Here is a 12,780-nt window from a genome sequence, read left to right as displayed (position 1 = left end):
AGCATAGCGTGCTGCGCCAAAATCGCCTAGCCCAATATCACCTCAAGGATACGCCCATGCTGGAGCTGGACCCGAAAACCACCGCACTGGTGCTGGTGGACTTGCAGAACGGTATCGTCAATCTGACTTTGGCCCCACGCAGCGGGGCGGAAGTGGTGGCGGCGGCGCAGCCGGTGCTGGCGCGGTTTCGTGAGGCCGGTAGCCAGGTGATCTGGGTGCGGGTGGGGTGGCGGGCGGATTTTGCTGATTACCCACCGGGCAAGGTGGATCGCCCCTTTCCCCGGCCAGAGGGCGGCATGCCAGCCGGCTGGAGTGAGCTGGTAGAGGGCTTGCAGCAGGCAGGCGAGCACTGCGTGCAGAAGCGAAACTGGGGCGCGTTTCACGGCACCGAGCTGGAGGTGCTGCTACGGCGCAGCGGGGTGCGCACGGTGGTGCTGTGCGGCATCGCCACGACCTTGGGGGTGGAATCCAGCGCACGTCAGGCCTGGGAGCTGGGCTATGATGTGGTGGTACTGGAGGATGTGTGCAGCAGCCTGCTGCCGGAGCTGCACCAGCAGAGCATCCAGCATGTGCTACCCCGGATTGCGCGGGTGGTGGTCAGTGCGGACCTTCATTTTCAGGCGGAGCAGGGCTAAACCTCAAGGCAAGGCCACCGACCATTTTTGCGATAGCCGGGTGAGGGTGCCATTGGCCAGCAGCTGCTGGAACACCCGGTCCATATCACTGCGCAGCGCTTCAAAGCGCGGCTGTCTGGGGAAGGCCAGGTAGCCCACCTGGCTGCCCAGTGCGGGCTGTACGGGCGTGAGTTTGCTCATCAGCCCCAGCTGGATCAGCACGGGTTGGGTGTTGCGCTGGTTGACCGCCAGCAGATCAATGCGACCAAAATCCAGCATGCGCAGACCAGTTTCCACCTGATCGGCCGTGGTCAGCTCCAGGTTACCCTTGATGGCGTCAAACTGGGGGGTATACACCCAACCCGCCACCACACCCACTTTCTTGCCATACAGGCTGCTGGTGTTGCCATCCCAGTTAGGGCTGCTCCGACGGGCATAGAACAGAATCTCGTCCCGATAGAACGGAGTAGCCGCAAAGGTAAAGCGTGCCACCCGGTCGGGAGTTTTGTAGGGGCCCATCAGTACATCGGCCTGGCCCAGCTCAACCATCTGCTGCGCACGGGGCCACGGATAGAGCTCAAACTGTACGTCGTAGCCCAGCCGTTGTGCCAGCTCCCGTACCAGATCCACGCCCATGCCGCTGAATTCGCCATAGCCATTCTGCTCATAGATGCGGGCAAAGGTGGTGCCGACCACCCGCAGCGTCTGCGCGTGCAGTGCCGCGGCGTGCAGGAGCAGGCAGGAAAGACCAAAGCGAAGCCAGATCAGACGCATGTACGGCAGCCGGGTGAGTGACTTTTCCAGCATAGCAGATGGCTGCTGGGGCGCTGCCCGTTGCGGGACATTAGGGCAAGGCGACGGACCACTTCAGTGCCAGGCGCTTGAGGGTGCCATTGGCTTGCAGCTGCTGGAACACCCGGTCCATGTCACTGCGCAGCGCTTCAAAGCGGGGTTTGCGGGGGAAAGCCAGATAGCCGACCTGCGTGCCCAGGCTGGGCTTGAGTGCAACCGGCCTCCGGCTCCACGGGCCCCGGTTGAGGAAGGGTTCGGCGTTGCGCGCGTCGGCCGCCAGCAGGTCAATGCGGCCAAACTCCAGCATACGCAGGCCCGTTTCCACGTTTTCCGCGGTAGAGAGATTCAGGCTGCCTTTGATGGCGTCGAAGGGGGTGGTATGCACCCAGCCCGCCACCACGCCGATCTTGCGACGGTGCAGCATGCTGATGTTGCCATCCCAGTTGAAACTGCCTTTCCGGGCGTAGAACACCATTTCGTCCTGGTAAAAAGGAGTTTCGGCGAAGAGAAAGCGGTCTTCCTGCTCTGCGGTCTTGTACAGGCCCACCAGCACGTCGGCCTGGCCGCTCTCGACCAGATGCAGTGCGCGAGGCCAAGGATAGAGCTCAAACTGCACGTCGTAGCCCAAGCGCTGGGCCAGCTCCTGCACCAGCTCCACCCCCATGCCACGGTATCCGTCCGTACCCTGCTGCTCAAAAATGCGAGGAAACTGCGCGCCCACCACCCGGAGGGTTTGTGCCGATGCCTGCAGGGCCAACAGCAGCAGTACCGCCAGACTCATGCTCTGTATGATGCGACGCATGGCATGCACTCCTGCAGCATGGATTAACTGCAGTGTAGCAGAACAGCATGAGGGGGCTGCTCCGATAGCCGCGGCTGGCCTGGCTGGTTCGCCTTGGTGCCCCCTTTATCTTGGCTGTACCTTGTCCGGCTTGATCAATTGGTCCTGTATGTGGATCGCCGTGGGCTCAGAATGGGCTGAACTGCTGCGGTAAACGCGCTTGTAACTGTTCAATCAGTATTCTGGCGGTCGCCGCATCCAGAAATGCACCAAAGTGATAGGTGCGAGCACCGTAATCAAAAGCGATGGTGCCCAGGCTGCCTCTGACGGATTGAAAGAAGCTGAAATTGTTTTTCAGGCGCGGCCGGCCGCTTTCGATGGTGCGGAGGTGCTGGATGGATGCCGTGTCATAACTGCGGGTAGTGCGGATACCGCAGATCAGTTCCACATGGTGATGAAGCTGCTTACCACTGACAACGACATGCTCTCGCCCTGATAAATGCCATAGCAAGTCGATCAGAGCAATGATGCCTCCAGTAGTCCACAGTATCAGCCATGCTGTCAGAAAAAGCGCTGAGGATTTGCCAGCGGGACCCAGCAGCTGCTTGCCGACGACAATCTCCCCAAATAACCAGCCACACAGCCAAACCAGTGTGATCAGGCTTTTGGCCCAGTGCTTTTGCATGGGAATGGTAACTTTCCAGCCATCTGGTGTGTGTGCTGTGGTGAAGCCAGGGGCTTCAAGCTCAATCTGCATGGATGATGTGTCCTCAATCGCTGCAAAATGTGGCAAATGATGGTTAACCTCTGTCAGGCGGGGCATCCTGACATGGTCGGCCTTCCTCTGCAACGGTATGTAATGCATGCCTTTGTTGTGCGGGGGTTAATGACAAGCCCGCCAGTGACGCCGCCAGTCGTCGCTCCTCCAGTGCCGCACGGCGTTCGCGCAGGCGACGGGCATGGGCGGCCTGCTCCGTGGAGGGGGGCGGTGGAGTGAGGGTGTCTTCAGCAGGGTAATCCAGCCAGTCGGTATCAGCGTGCATAAGGGCCTCGCAAGCGTGCAGGGGGCCTGCCCGCTGTGTGGAACAGCGGGTGGGCGGGGTTATCGGGGGAGGGGTTAGTCGCCTTGGTAGCGGCTGCTGCCGTAGCCCATCAGGGTGGAGAGGCTGGCGGATGTTACTGGGCGCGGGGGGCGGGCAGGCGTGAGCTGCTGCTGTAGTATGCTGATGCGCTCTGCCAGCCGGGCCAGCGCCTGACGTTGTTGAGCGGCCAGCTCGGCCAGCCGTTGTCGCCTGCCCTGTTGCAGCGCATCCGGCTGCAGCAGCCCGATCAGCGCAATCTGCGCGTCTACCGTCTCTCGCTGTTCCTGCTGCAGGGCCTGCCGGGTCGACTGCAACTCACGCAACTCGGCGCGGTCGTTGTCTGCGCGCAGGCTGGCAGTGGTATGGCGGATATGCTGGATCAGGGGGGCGATGGACATGCTGTCTCTCCGTCAGGATGAAACAATTATACCTGTCGATATATTCATGTCAATGCCTTTTGGTATATTTAGATCAAAAAGGCAAGCGCCCGCCACCCGCAAGATGGCGGGCGGGATGTGGGCCGGAGGCGGCAGTTTACTCCTTTGGCATGCCTGCAGCCGTCCAGGCCTGAATGACTTCGCGCGGACTCGCCCCCTGGCACAGCAGACGATGCACCTGCATGAAAGCTGCCCCTTTGGGGCGCAGCGTTTCGCGTATCTGCTCGTCCACTGGCACGGTTTGCTCATCCTCCCCTTCGAAGCGCGCATACCCCTGCGTCACCTGAGTATTCAGAGAACTGCAGTTGTGCAATACCTCCAGGGCCGCATACAACATATAAGGTTTGGCGTGATCCTGACGCATGTGGTAGGTCAGCAGGCTGCCCGTGCGCTTGACACTGGCAAAGTCCAGATAGAGTGGCTCTGTCTTGATAATCCACAGCCGCTCCTCGGCGTGGCAGGACAGGGCGCACAACATCAGCAGGGCGGGTAGCAACTTGGACATGAGGCTCTCCATATATCGGGAACTGATGGCTCAGTTTGCACCCGGCAAGCTGAACAATGGCTGAGCCGCAGCTATTTATCTCAATCAATATGTTCAGGAGAGCCTCATTCACCTTACGCATTGCGACAGTACATTGACATGCCATAACCAATTGCTTAGGCTGAGGCACATTCTATGTACCGGAGTGTTGCTGTGGTTGTACGTCACCTGCTGAGCCGCTTGTCGGCAGCCGCATTATCCGTGGTCGGTGTGTCTTCGCAGGCCGGACAGGATGCTGCCGAGCAAGCCTGGCAAGCCAATTACAAAGCGCGTGAGCATTACTTTGAGCAGCAAGTTGGCCCGCTGCCGCAAGACATCATGAAGATGATGAACATGATGGTGGTATGGCCGGGGGGCGGCCTGTATGCAATACCTGCACCTCGGCTGGGAAAAGGACTGGCGGTCTATACCACGTTCGGATTCACCAACAGCGACATGCCTGCAGCCATACGCATGACGGAATTTTCCCGGGTAGTGAAGAACGGGCAGACCCAGCAATCCAGCGGTAAGCCGGTCAGCAAACCGCCTGCACCCCAGCGCCCGGGGGGGGGCTGCCGGGTATGGCTATGAAATTGCCATGGTGGCAGCCAGGGATCAGGAGTGGCCCCTTAATTTCCTGCAATGGGCTGCCAACGCCGAGATCGGCAATGATGCCGGCTTGCTGGACCGGGTTGAGAAATACCATGGGCTCACTATTGAACAAATCCAGGTTGGGCCCACCCTGTCGATCAATGTCCTGATCGCCAAAGCCCAGCCCCCTTTGCCTGTGGGTACCACGTTGCCTGCTGGCAAAATGGAAATGTTGGTGGCGACAGTGATTACCGATGAAGAAATGCGGTGGTCCATGACACATGGCAGGGATGCCCTGCTGGTGGCGCTGCAAAAGTCCGGAGTCGGGCAGATCAGCACCCTGAACCGCAAGAGTGTGGTGCATTGACGTGCCGCAGCTTTTTGCCCTACTGGCACGCCCGCATCAACCCCGGCCCCGCTGCCATCACCGAGGTCAGCGAGTACGAGGGCGGTGAAGACCTGGCGCTGGTGTGTACCCAGCTCGGCAACACCCATACCGCCAGCCAGCAGAAAAAGATCGTCGAAGCCTGGTGCCAGTTCTTCGCGCAACCGCGCCCCGGATTGCGGCGGCTGTGGCTGCATTCAAAGGTGCCGCAAGCGCTGTTCGACAGCCTGTGCCAGCAATCCCGGCTGGAGGGGCTGTATATCAAGTGGAGTGGCATCACCGACCTGAGCGCCATCGTCGGTCTGACCGCCTTGCAACACCTGCACCTATGCGCTGCGGGCGTGACCGACCTCAGCCCGCTGGCGCACTTGCAAACACTACAAAGCCTGGCGCTGGAAGGGCTGTACAAGGTGTCCGACTATCGCGCCGTGGCAGCCTTGCAGCGCCTGAGTGCGCTCAGCATCTGTGGCGACGGCGTGGCCTCCAGCCGCAAAGCCCCGCTGGAGTCATTACACCCCCTCACCCAGTTACCCGCGCTGCAAGCCCTGTGGCTGGTCTGGGTCAAACTGAAGCAGGGCAGCTACGCCGAGCTGGCAGCGCTGCGCTCGCTACGCCAGCTCAAGCTGGTCGGCGTGCCGCTGAGCGAGGCGGAGCGCAGCCAGCTGCTGGCGCTGCCCTTGCTGGCGAAGGACCATGTGCTGGACCGGCTGGTCTTGCCAGGCGATGTGGCATGATGTTGCCGTCGTGATCATTCCGGCTGACGTCGGTCTACCGGCGATAGACCTGATTGCATCATCTTGATGGCATGTGAAGGTCTGGTGAGGGGTGTATTTGTCGTGCTGTCGGCAAGCGAATTGTAGAGAGGGAAAGCGTGGGTGAAGATGAGTATTTCTGCAGCGCTACATGCGCCTGATGCAAAGGAGGCACCGTATCCAGTTTGGACAATAGATGGAGTCCCCCTGGATGAATGGCTGGAAAAGAGTCTGGGTTGTAATCTCATCAAAGGACTAGTGCCAGCATATGCTTGGCTGATTGATGATGATGATCTTGCTCTCGCCAGAAAAAGGCTCAAGCCTCATGCACAAGATTGTTCAACCATCGTGCCGCTTTTAATTTGTAGCGATGACCTGGATTTCCGTTGTACGTGTGTTGTGGTAGAGCAAGTTACCAGTGGGTCACAAGTGACCTGGAGGAGATTTGGATTTGATTGCACTGATGGATCAGATCACGTGGGCTCTTCTGTGATGTGGGTTGAGACAGGGGGCGTTATTACATTCGAAGCTAGTCAGCTCAAAGCGGCAATAGCAGAATTTGAGCGCTTAACTGTCGCCATATGAGAGGATGTTACAGAGGCTGGTGGGAGTATAACTGAATTTTCCAAGTGCATTACGGGAGTGTTTTGTGGTCATTTCTGGAGTGCTTGAAGAGCTTGAAGTGGAGGGCTATCAACGGCTTTTGCAGATCAGGACGGCTGAAGGGCCGGTTTGGGTCAGCCATCTGGAGGTGTCGGAGTACCTGGAAGCAGGTGAGCGCTCTCGCATGTTGGTTCAGGGCTCCTCAATAGCAGTGCCTGTCAGGTTGTGCTATGTACTCAGATTTACACAACTTGATGCATCCTCTGATCTTGGCTTTTCCCAGCGATCTGGTTCGCTCAGTACCTATATGACTGGTCGTGTTGTTAACAGGATGGAACCCGATGTGTACCTGATTGACATGGGGGGGTCGTCGGTTATCCCTGTGGAGTTTGAGTATGAGCCTGCTCTTGCTGTGGGAAGTATCATCAGTGTTACAGGGGAGTTGGCCACCATACTGGACTTGGCAACACAATGAGGAACCCACAACCCCTCCGCCATCGCGACAACAATCAGTCCCTGCACAGCTACGCCGATGAGGTGTGGGTGCGTTGCGTGCGCTGTGATGCGTCGGGGGTGGTACGGGCGACGTGGTCGCCGTATCGCTGGGATGCGCGGTTTCGGTGTGGGCAGTGCTTGGCGCAACTCTCCAGTGCGGCGGGGGATTGGGTGGGACCGGTTGCGTTTTGCGGGCGGCGGCCCTGTGGGCATTGCGGGCACAAATGGCTGAGCGTGCGCGTGCAGCGGGAGGCCGCGCCTGCACAGCGGCCTGGCGAATGGCCTGCACTGTGCCCGGCCTGTGGCAGAACATCACAAGTGGCAGTGGAGATGGGGCGGGTGCATGTGGCCGAGTCGTGCCGCGATCCGCACTTTGGCCTGCCGCTGCGGCTGACCACACCGACCCGCCACGGTACGCTGTGGGTATATAACCCGCGCCATCTGGCGGCGCTATCTAGCTATATCCACGCCTCGCTGCGCGAGCACCACGGCGCGCACCACTACGCCATGCTGTCACGCCTGCCGCGCTGGATGAAGCTGGCCCGCAACCGGGCGGAGCTGGCCAACGCCCTGGCGCGGCTTGAGGCCTTGCGCCAGGGCTGAACTGGCAGACTGTGATAGTCCTGCTATCATGACAATGTCCCATTTTAAAGACTTTGGCATATTTGGCCATGCCGCCGTAGCGGTGCTTGCACTGCAGGCATGCTGACATTGGGTCTGATCGGGACGGCGGGTGGTTCGCTACTGGGCTCCGGCCTTCGTGGCACCAGCCCGCATGCAGTGTCTTCCCACTTTCAGCGCGCAGGAGAATGTTCATGACATCAGGGGTACGTTTGCTTTTGGGGCTGGCCGCATGGCTGACTTGGGGTGTGGTATGGGCTGGGCCATTTTCCTTGCCCACCACGTTGCCGCCCGCAGCGCGCCAGTTTCCGGTCTGGCAGAATTCCGGTGCGGTTACGTGCCTGCCTGCGGATACCAACGCGGGAGGGCAGACCTCGTGCAGCCACTTTGCCACCCACCGCTTTACCGCCAATCAGGGTGACCAAGGCTTCTATCTGGTCAGCCTGCGTGCGCCCAGCAGCCATTGCGCCCCCATCATGTATGTGGTGTTTCTGGATGTGCTGGATGGCGGCACCACCCCGTACTTCTTTGGTGCGCTGCATCCCGGTGCATCAGCCTCGCGCCTGATCCGCGCCGCTGCCGGGCCGCATGTGCTGACCATTGGCGCCTACGGTGACACGGGGCTGGGGGGCTGCAACACCTCGGGGATTCAATCCTGGTCAGTAGATGTCCGGGTGGAGGCTGAAAACACGCCTGGCTGAGCCTGCACGCTTCAGCGTGACGAATAGGGTACTTCGATCAGCAGGATACGGGCGGTGGGGATCAGCAGGCGGCGTTTGTTTGGCTTGTCCTCTACCGTCAGGAAGGTCGGGCTGCTGGCTTGCAGGATGCCGCGTACTACTTGCCGGTTGTCCAGCTCGATACGTAGCGTCTTGCCGAGGTAAGCGGTGAGGGTATCCGCTGCCGGGGTGTAGCTGGTCGATGCGTCGCCGGTATTGTCCGCTTCGGCATAGCTGGTGCTGGCGCTGGCTTGCTGCACCCACTGGCGGCTGCCATCACGGCCAATCAGCTCCACCGCGTCGATCTCATTCCAGCCCGCCACCTTGACGGAATCCAGATAGAGCTTGATCTGGCGGGTGGGACGCTTGCCGTTCAAGGGCAGCTCCGCCACGTGCCCCGTGTTCCCCAGGAGCGGGTCCTGACCTTCCCATAGCGGGGTTTCCTTGCCTTGCGCATCCAGTGCGGTGACTTTGACCACCGCGCCGGGGTTGAAGGTTTCAAACACCCGAAGCTGGCTGGGGACCACGCTGCGGGCATAGTCCAGCAGCAACCATTCCATCTGCCCATCCTCGCTGAGCGAAGCCCAGGCGGTGACGAAATCACCCTGACCCTGCGTATTGGGAGCACCCACCACCTGCTCCGGTCCCCAGGCGCGTAGGGCGGCTGCGTGCGAAGTGGTGGCCAGCAGGCTGAGGGCGCAGGTCAGGGTAAGGGCTATGCGGCGCATGGGTGGGCTCCAGAGCAGGTCAGCAGGTTTCCCCTCACAGACCGGAAGATATGATCTTGGTTCCTGTTACCTTGCTGTTCGGTGATGGGGCACTCCGAGCGGCACGACACTGCTATGCTGTAGGCGAATTGCCCCTGGTATTGAAGTGGATGGACCATGAAATTTCCCCCTTTGCTGGCTGAGCTGCACGCGCTGGACTATGACACCGGTGAGGACGATGGCCTTTATTTTGAGCCGCTGTCGGCCTTTCTGCCCAAGAAAGAGACCAAGCGCTGGTTCCGGGCCTGGACCGGCAATCCGGAGGCTGATGGCAGCAGTCTGAAGGTGTTTGCAGAAGATGGCGCAGGCGGGATGACGGCCTTCTGGCAGGTGTTGCCCGATCTGCCATTGCTGATGCAGCCGGTGGTGTTCCTGGGCTCCGAGGGTGAGCGAGGCGTGGCGGCGCGAGATTTCGACGATTATCTGTGGCTGCTGGCGCAGGGCCACGCTGCTGCCGAGGCTGTCAGCTACCCGGACGATACCCGCAAGCGGGTCAAAGCTTTCAAGCGGTTTGCCAAACAACATGCCCCCAGCCGCAAGCGGCCTGTTTCCCGGATTGTGGCGGAGGCCGAGGCGGCTTTCCCGACCTTCCGTGCCTGGGTGAACGCACAATGTGCGGATGGGGACAGTACCGACGCGGCGCTTGCAGTGTGCTGGCGGGCGGTGGATGAGGCCGTGCTTGATGGCGTGCCGCAGTTGATCGGCAGCCTTCGCCATGAGGAGTGGCCCGCAGCGATGCGATTGCTGCACCGGCTGGACGAACCGGCTGCTGCATCGCTGTGTGCCCTTAAGGATGAGAACGACGTGTCACCCGCCGCCGCAGCGCAGGCGTTGGCCGCCTTGCTGCCCTGGCTGGCACAGGAGCATTCGTCAGGCGAGCGGGCGCTGTTGGAGCGAATGATTGCGGTACTGGCCTATGCCCAGTCCCGGACATGCCGCTTGCGGGTCCAGCCAGGCGGGCAAGACGGTGGTGCGGGATCAGCCGTTTGATGGATTGACCGGAAAGGTAGCGCTGCCATGACCCTGAAAATCCTGTTCATCACTTTGCTGATGGCCAACCTGCTGATGACGTGGCGAGTGTTGCAATCGGCTGAACTTGGCGGGCGGCGAATGGGGCCGATCCTGATGATCTGGGCGCTACCGCTGCTGGGGCTGCTGTTGGCGCAGGCCATGCTGGGTGGAGCAGGGTGGGCCGGCGGTTCTATGAGTGACGATGATGATGAACCCAGTAGCGGCTATACCCGCTACAGCAGCAGTGACACGTGGCGCTCATCGGATGACAGCTCATCCGAGGCGGCTTGCGTGAACGACAGCAGCGATCCCGGGGGCAGCAGTGACGACGATCATGACAGCTGCGATAGCAGTGACAGTAGCGACAGTAGCAACAGCAGTAGTGACTGAGGTGTCGCTCAGGGGGCCAGCTTTTCCATTTCCCGCTCGATGGTAGCCACATCGGGCTTGCCGTTACACAGCAGGGTATTCAGCACGCCCGCCATGGATTTGCTGCTGGCGGGGGTCCGCCGTATTTGTTCGGGGGCCAGCTTGCTGATGACTGGCGGATGGCCGGGGTGATGCTCCTCCCGTGCCGTCAGCCAGGTATCGCCGGTGCTGCAATCCACCGTCGTTTCATACAGGGTGAAGTCTTCCGGGTCGAACTGATGATCCAGCCGGACCTGATAGCTGATCAGGTTCTGCTGCGTACGCACCGCATCCAGATCCATACGCATGGTGCCATTCAGCCAGGCCCAGTTCTCGGCATGCAGCGGTAGTGCGCTCAGCAGCAGGGCAAGGGGCAGGGCAGTACGCATGCGGGGTCCATGATGGGGGGAACAGCAGAGCAGGGTAGCACGACTTAAGGCACGCTAGCGGCTTTTGGCGGTTCATAGGGCATGATGTCTACCAGCGGAGGCGGAAACAGCGCGTTTTCGATGCTGGCAGCACTGGCCCCACCTGCGCACAGCTTGCGGCTCAGAAAACCAAGCTCCGAATCCCAGCCCAACTTCACCGGCCGCGTGACAGGAGGGAGCGGTACTCCTCTGCCCCAACCCAGCCGTATCGGCTGAACCAGCGCATCCTGCGGCTTGTGGAAAGCCGGTGGAGCATCCGGGCGATGCAGATACAGGTGCGGGAAGCGGGTGAGGGTGGATTTGCAGTCGGTTTCTACCTCGATGAACAGGTAGTCGTTTGCATCATCCGGGTTATCCCAGCGGATGGGATAGATCACTGAAGCATTGTGGTACTTCAGCGCCGCCAGATCGACCCGGCTATGCTCACCTACCCGCGCCCACGACTCAGCATGAACAGAGATAGCGCACAGCAGCAGGGCGAGCGGCAACAGTCTGGGCATGGGCATCCGCAGGTGTGTCATGGAAGGCTGCTGCCTTGAGCAGCACGCCAGGTGGGGCCGGTATGGCTGACCGGCCACCATGGCAAAGCTGGCTTACGGCGCGCTGGCCGGTTTTTCTGGGCTGAGCGCCGTGCTTTCAGCCGGTGCCTGATACAGCACCTCTTCAATGGTCTTCACGCTGGCCTGCCCGCTGCAGAACAGGTTGTTCAGGAAACCAATCGGCGAATCCTTGGGCGGGTTGCCATGCTTGGCACTTTCACCGGTCGGCTTGCGGAAAGCCGCTTTCTTGCCGGGGTGATGCTCATAAATGCGGGAGAAGTAGGTGTCACCCGATTTGCAGTTGGCCACGATCTCCGTGAACATATAGTCGTTCGCGTCGCTCGGGTTGTCCCAGCGCACCTGATAGGTCACCGAGCCGCTCTTGAGCTTCACCGCGCTCAGGTCGATCCGGTTATCGTTACCCACACGGGCCCACTCCGCCGCCTGGGCAGACAGGCCGCACAACAACAGGGCGACCGGCAAAAGTTTACGCATCGTCATTTGTCCTTGATGGAAAAGCCAACCACGCTTGGTCCCCGCAGGCCCGCCAAAGGTTCCCGCGCCCAGCCCGGCAGCGGGCACAGACTAACACAAGCCGGGCGCGGACAACATCACAACGGCTTAAGCCTTTTCCACCAGCATGGCTGTCAGCTTGCGCACCACCGGCAGCACCAGCAGCAGGACAGGGAAGGCAATCAGCCACGAAATGCCCCAGGCACTCAGCCAGCGGCTGGCAAAATGATCCACCCAGCCCACATTGCGCAGGGTACTGATCAGCGACACCACGCAGGTCATCAGCAGGGACAGCAGAAACGGCATCACGATGCCTGCATAACGGGCCGGCAGCTTGCGCGAACGGGGGGTAACAGCATCAACGGATTGCATTGCAAGATTCTCCTCAAGCCAGCCACATCAAGCACCCGGCCAGACGGCCGCTGCACCGGACAGACCGGCAGCATGGGTGCGTTGATTGACGTAAACGCTTACGGCGAATCCCGAAAGGAAAGGCAGGAATAGTCTGGCAGCGCGGAGGGCGGGCTGTCAAGGCGCAGCAAACATCACATGCAGAATTCTGCAAATGATGTTTGCTTAAGATGCTCTGTTAAATCATGTGGACATACTTGCCGCTGGGGATGTTGGCTGAGAGGGCGGAACATCCGTGCTGAGGCTGGAGGCGAGGATGATGGTGGTTAACACCTTGAAAAAAGGGCGCTTTACCCACTGAAGTCGAA

At 60.4% G+C, this 12,780-nt stretch carries 21 protein-coding genes; 10 read left to right on the top strand and 11 right to left on the bottom strand.

The window, feature by feature from the left end:
- Positions 1-8 precede the first annotated feature (8 nt).
- Positions 9-635, top strand: a complete 627-nt coding sequence (locus ACE3O2_RS00650; RefSeq protein WP_374334374.1) for a hydrolase — start codon at positions 9-11, stop codon at positions 633-635.
- 3 nt (positions 636-638) lie between these two features.
- On the opposite strand, the gene ACE3O2_RS00645 is transcribed toward ACE3O2_RS00650, so the two are convergent.
- From ACE3O2_RS00645 to ACE3O2_RS00620, 6 genes are all read right to left on the bottom strand, one after another.
- Positions 639-1,421, bottom strand: coding sequence for a substrate-binding periplasmic protein (locus ACE3O2_RS00645; RefSeq protein ID WP_374334373.1), 783 nt, complete (start codon positions 1,419-1,421; stop codon positions 639-641).
- A gap of 37 nt (positions 1,422-1,458) precedes the next feature.
- Positions 1,459-2,208, bottom strand: a complete 750-nt coding sequence (locus ACE3O2_RS00640; protein ID WP_374334372.1) for a substrate-binding periplasmic protein — start codon at positions 2,206-2,208, stop codon at positions 1,459-1,461.
- A 166-nt stretch (positions 2,209-2,374) separates the two neighbouring features.
- Positions 2,375-2,944: a hypothetical protein gene (locus tag ACE3O2_RS00635; RefSeq protein ID WP_374334371.1), complete on the bottom strand. Its 570-nt coding sequence runs from the start codon at positions 2,942-2,944 to the stop codon at positions 2,375-2,377.
- Between the two features lie 43 nt (positions 2,945-2,987).
- The gene (locus tag ACE3O2_RS00630; protein WP_374334370.1) at positions 2,988-3,230 is read right to left on the bottom strand and encodes a hypothetical protein; all 243 of its coding nucleotides are present in this window, start codon (positions 3,228-3,230) and stop codon (positions 2,988-2,990) included.
- A 74-nt stretch (positions 3,231-3,304) separates the two neighbouring features.
- Positions 3,305-3,667: a hypothetical protein gene (locus ACE3O2_RS00625; protein ID WP_374334369.1), complete on the bottom strand. Its 363-nt coding sequence runs from the start codon at positions 3,665-3,667 to the stop codon at positions 3,305-3,307.
- A gap of 136 nt (positions 3,668-3,803) precedes the next feature.
- Positions 3,804-4,211 (bottom strand): hypothetical protein, encoded by a 408-nt coding sequence (locus ACE3O2_RS00620; RefSeq protein WP_374334368.1) that lies wholly within the window; start codon positions 4,209-4,211, stop codon positions 3,804-3,806.
- Positions 4,212-4,403: 192 nt separating this feature from the next.
- Between ACE3O2_RS00620 and ACE3O2_RS00615 the strand changes: the two genes are divergently transcribed.
- The 7 genes from ACE3O2_RS00615 to ACE3O2_RS00585 all read left to right on the top strand — a co-directional run bounded on the left by ACE3O2_RS00615 (position 4,404) and on the right by ACE3O2_RS00585 (position 8,377).
- Positions 4,404-4,820, top strand: coding sequence for a hypothetical protein (locus ACE3O2_RS00615; protein ID WP_374334367.1), 417 nt, complete (start codon positions 4,404-4,406; stop codon positions 4,818-4,820).
- A gap of 7 nt (positions 4,821-4,827) precedes the next feature.
- Positions 4,828-5,187, top strand: a complete 360-nt coding sequence (locus ACE3O2_RS00610) for a suppressor of fused domain protein (protein WP_374334366.1) — start codon at positions 4,828-4,830, stop codon at positions 5,185-5,187.
- Positions 5,184-5,939: a hypothetical protein gene (locus ACE3O2_RS00605; protein ID WP_374334365.1), complete on the top strand. Its 756-nt coding sequence runs from the start codon at positions 5,184-5,186 to the stop codon at positions 5,937-5,939. Before ACE3O2_RS00610 ends, ACE3O2_RS00605 begins: the two co-directional genes overlap by 4 nt.
- Before the next feature lie 141 nt (positions 5,940-6,080).
- Positions 6,081-6,542 (top strand): hypothetical protein, encoded by a 462-nt coding sequence (locus ACE3O2_RS00600; protein WP_374334364.1) that lies wholly within the window; start codon positions 6,081-6,083, stop codon positions 6,540-6,542.
- Between the two features lie 64 nt (positions 6,543-6,606).
- On the top strand, positions 6,607-7,035 hold the full coding sequence (locus ACE3O2_RS00595) for a hypothetical protein (RefSeq protein WP_374334363.1): 429 nt from the start codon (positions 6,607-6,609) through the stop codon (positions 7,033-7,035).
- Positions 7,032-7,658 (top strand): hypothetical protein, encoded by a 627-nt coding sequence (locus tag ACE3O2_RS00590; RefSeq protein WP_374334362.1) that lies wholly within the window; start codon positions 7,032-7,034, stop codon positions 7,656-7,658. Before ACE3O2_RS00595 ends, ACE3O2_RS00590 begins: the two co-directional genes overlap by 4 nt.
- A gap of 212 nt (positions 7,659-7,870) precedes the next feature.
- Positions 7,871-8,377 (top strand): hypothetical protein, encoded by a 507-nt coding sequence (locus ACE3O2_RS00585; RefSeq protein ID WP_374334361.1) that lies wholly within the window; start codon positions 7,871-7,873, stop codon positions 8,375-8,377.
- Positions 8,378-8,388: 11 nt separating this feature from the next.
- Here ACE3O2_RS00585 and ACE3O2_RS00580 read toward each other — a convergent pair whose 3' ends face one another.
- Entirely contained in the window at positions 8,389-9,123 is a 735-nt protein-coding gene (locus ACE3O2_RS00580; RefSeq protein ID WP_374334360.1) for a hypothetical protein, read from the bottom strand.
- 156 nt (positions 9,124-9,279) lie between these two features.
- Between ACE3O2_RS00580 and ACE3O2_RS00575 the strand changes: the two genes are divergently transcribed.
- Both ACE3O2_RS00575 and ACE3O2_RS00570 read left to right on the top strand, forming a co-directional pair.
- Positions 9,280-10,152 carry a hypothetical protein gene (locus tag ACE3O2_RS00575; protein ID WP_374334359.1) on the top strand — a complete coding sequence of 291 codons (873 nt, stop codon included), beginning with the start codon at positions 9,280-9,282 and terminating at the stop codon, positions 10,150-10,152.
- A 27-nt stretch (positions 10,153-10,179) separates the two neighbouring features.
- Positions 10,180-10,563: a hypothetical protein gene (locus ACE3O2_RS00570; RefSeq protein WP_374334358.1), complete on the top strand. Its 384-nt coding sequence runs from the start codon at positions 10,180-10,182 to the stop codon at positions 10,561-10,563.
- 8 nt (positions 10,564-10,571) lie between these two features.
- On the opposite strand, the gene ACE3O2_RS00565 is transcribed toward ACE3O2_RS00570, so the two are convergent.
- The 4 genes from ACE3O2_RS00565 to ACE3O2_RS00550 form a co-directional block, all read right to left on the bottom strand.
- Entirely contained in the window at positions 10,572-10,970 is a 399-nt protein-coding gene (locus ACE3O2_RS00565) for a hypothetical protein (protein ID WP_374334357.1), read from the bottom strand.
- Between the two features lie 44 nt (positions 10,971-11,014).
- Positions 11,015-11,509 carry a hypothetical protein gene (locus tag ACE3O2_RS00560; protein ID WP_374334356.1) on the bottom strand — a complete coding sequence of 165 codons (495 nt, stop codon included), beginning with the start codon at positions 11,507-11,509 and terminating at the stop codon, positions 11,015-11,017.
- A gap of 93 nt (positions 11,510-11,602) precedes the next feature.
- Positions 11,603-12,043 (bottom strand): hypothetical protein, encoded by a 441-nt coding sequence (locus ACE3O2_RS00555; protein ID WP_374334355.1) that lies wholly within the window; start codon positions 12,041-12,043, stop codon positions 11,603-11,605.
- A gap of 126 nt (positions 12,044-12,169) precedes the next feature.
- On the bottom strand, positions 12,170-12,433 hold the full coding sequence (locus ACE3O2_RS00550; RefSeq protein WP_168875939.1) for a DUF2798 domain-containing protein: 264 nt from the start codon (positions 12,431-12,433) through the stop codon (positions 12,170-12,172).
- Positions 12,434-12,780 lie beyond the last annotated feature (347 nt).

It is taken from the genome of Leeia sp., assembly GCF_041909055.1.
Taxonomy (GTDB): Bacteria; Pseudomonadota; Gammaproteobacteria; order Burkholderiales; family Leeiaceae; genus Leeia; species Leeia aquatica.
The sequence above is the reverse complement of the archived record's forward strand: the minus strand, read 5'-3'. Positions and strand labels throughout refer to the sequence as shown.

What these genes read in the sequence shown, in the direction of transcription:
- ACE3O2_RS00625 (WP_374334369.1), bottom strand. Translation starts at nt 3,667, where the DNA reads ATGTCCATCGCCCCCCTGATCCAGCATATCCGCCATACCACTGCCAGC.
- ACE3O2_RS00580 (WP_374334360.1), bottom strand. Translation starts at nt 9,123, where the DNA reads ATGCGCCGCATAGCCCTTACCCTGACCTGCGCCCTCAGCCTGCTGGCC.
- ACE3O2_RS00645 (WP_374334373.1), bottom strand. Translation starts at nt 1,421, where the DNA reads ATGCTGGAAAAGTCACTCACCCGGCTGCCGTACATGCGTCTGATCTGG.
- ACE3O2_RS00560 (WP_374334356.1), bottom strand. Translation starts at nt 11,509, where the DNA reads ATGCCCAGACTGTTGCCGCTCGCCCTGCTGCTGTGCGCTATCTCTGTT.
- ACE3O2_RS00585 (WP_374334361.1), top strand. Translation starts at nt 7,871, where the DNA reads ATGACATCAGGGGTACGTTTGCTTTTGGGGCTGGCCGCATGGCTGACT.
- ACE3O2_RS00565 (WP_374334357.1), bottom strand. Translation starts at nt 10,970, where the DNA reads ATGCGTACTGCCCTGCCCCTTGCCCTGCTGCTGAGCGCACTACCGCTG.
- ACE3O2_RS00570 (WP_374334358.1), top strand. Translation starts at nt 10,180, where the DNA reads ATGACCCTGAAAATCCTGTTCATCACTTTGCTGATGGCCAACCTGCTG.
- ACE3O2_RS00620 (WP_374334368.1), bottom strand. Translation starts at nt 4,211, where the DNA reads ATGTCCAAGTTGCTACCCGCCCTGCTGATGTTGTGCGCCCTGTCCTGC.
- ACE3O2_RS00590 (WP_374334362.1), top strand. Translation starts at nt 7,032, where the DNA reads ATGAGGAACCCACAACCCCTCCGCCATCGCGACAACAATCAGTCCCTG.
- ACE3O2_RS00610 (WP_374334366.1), top strand. Translation starts at nt 4,828, where the DNA reads ATGGTGGCAGCCAGGGATCAGGAGTGGCCCCTTAATTTCCTGCAATGG.
- ACE3O2_RS00630 (WP_374334370.1), bottom strand. Translation starts at nt 3,230, where the DNA reads ATGCACGCTGATACCGACTGGCTGGATTACCCTGCTGAAGACACCCTC.
- ACE3O2_RS00640 (WP_374334372.1), bottom strand. Translation starts at nt 2,208, where the DNA reads ATGCGTCGCATCATACAGAGCATGAGTCTGGCGGTACTGCTGCTGTTG.
- ACE3O2_RS00555 (WP_374334355.1), bottom strand. Translation starts at nt 12,043, where the DNA reads ATGCGTAAACTTTTGCCGGTCGCCCTGTTGTTGTGCGGCCTGTCTGCC.
- ACE3O2_RS00575 (WP_374334359.1), top strand. Translation starts at nt 9,280, where the DNA reads ATGAAATTTCCCCCTTTGCTGGCTGAGCTGCACGCGCTGGACTATGAC.
- ACE3O2_RS00635 (WP_374334371.1), bottom strand. Translation starts at nt 2,944, where the DNA reads ATGCAGATTGAGCTTGAAGCCCCTGGCTTCACCACAGCACACACACCA.
- ACE3O2_RS00550 (WP_168875939.1), bottom strand. Translation starts at nt 12,433, where the DNA reads ATGCAATCCGTTGATGCTGTTACCCCCCGTTCGCGCAAGCTGCCGGCC.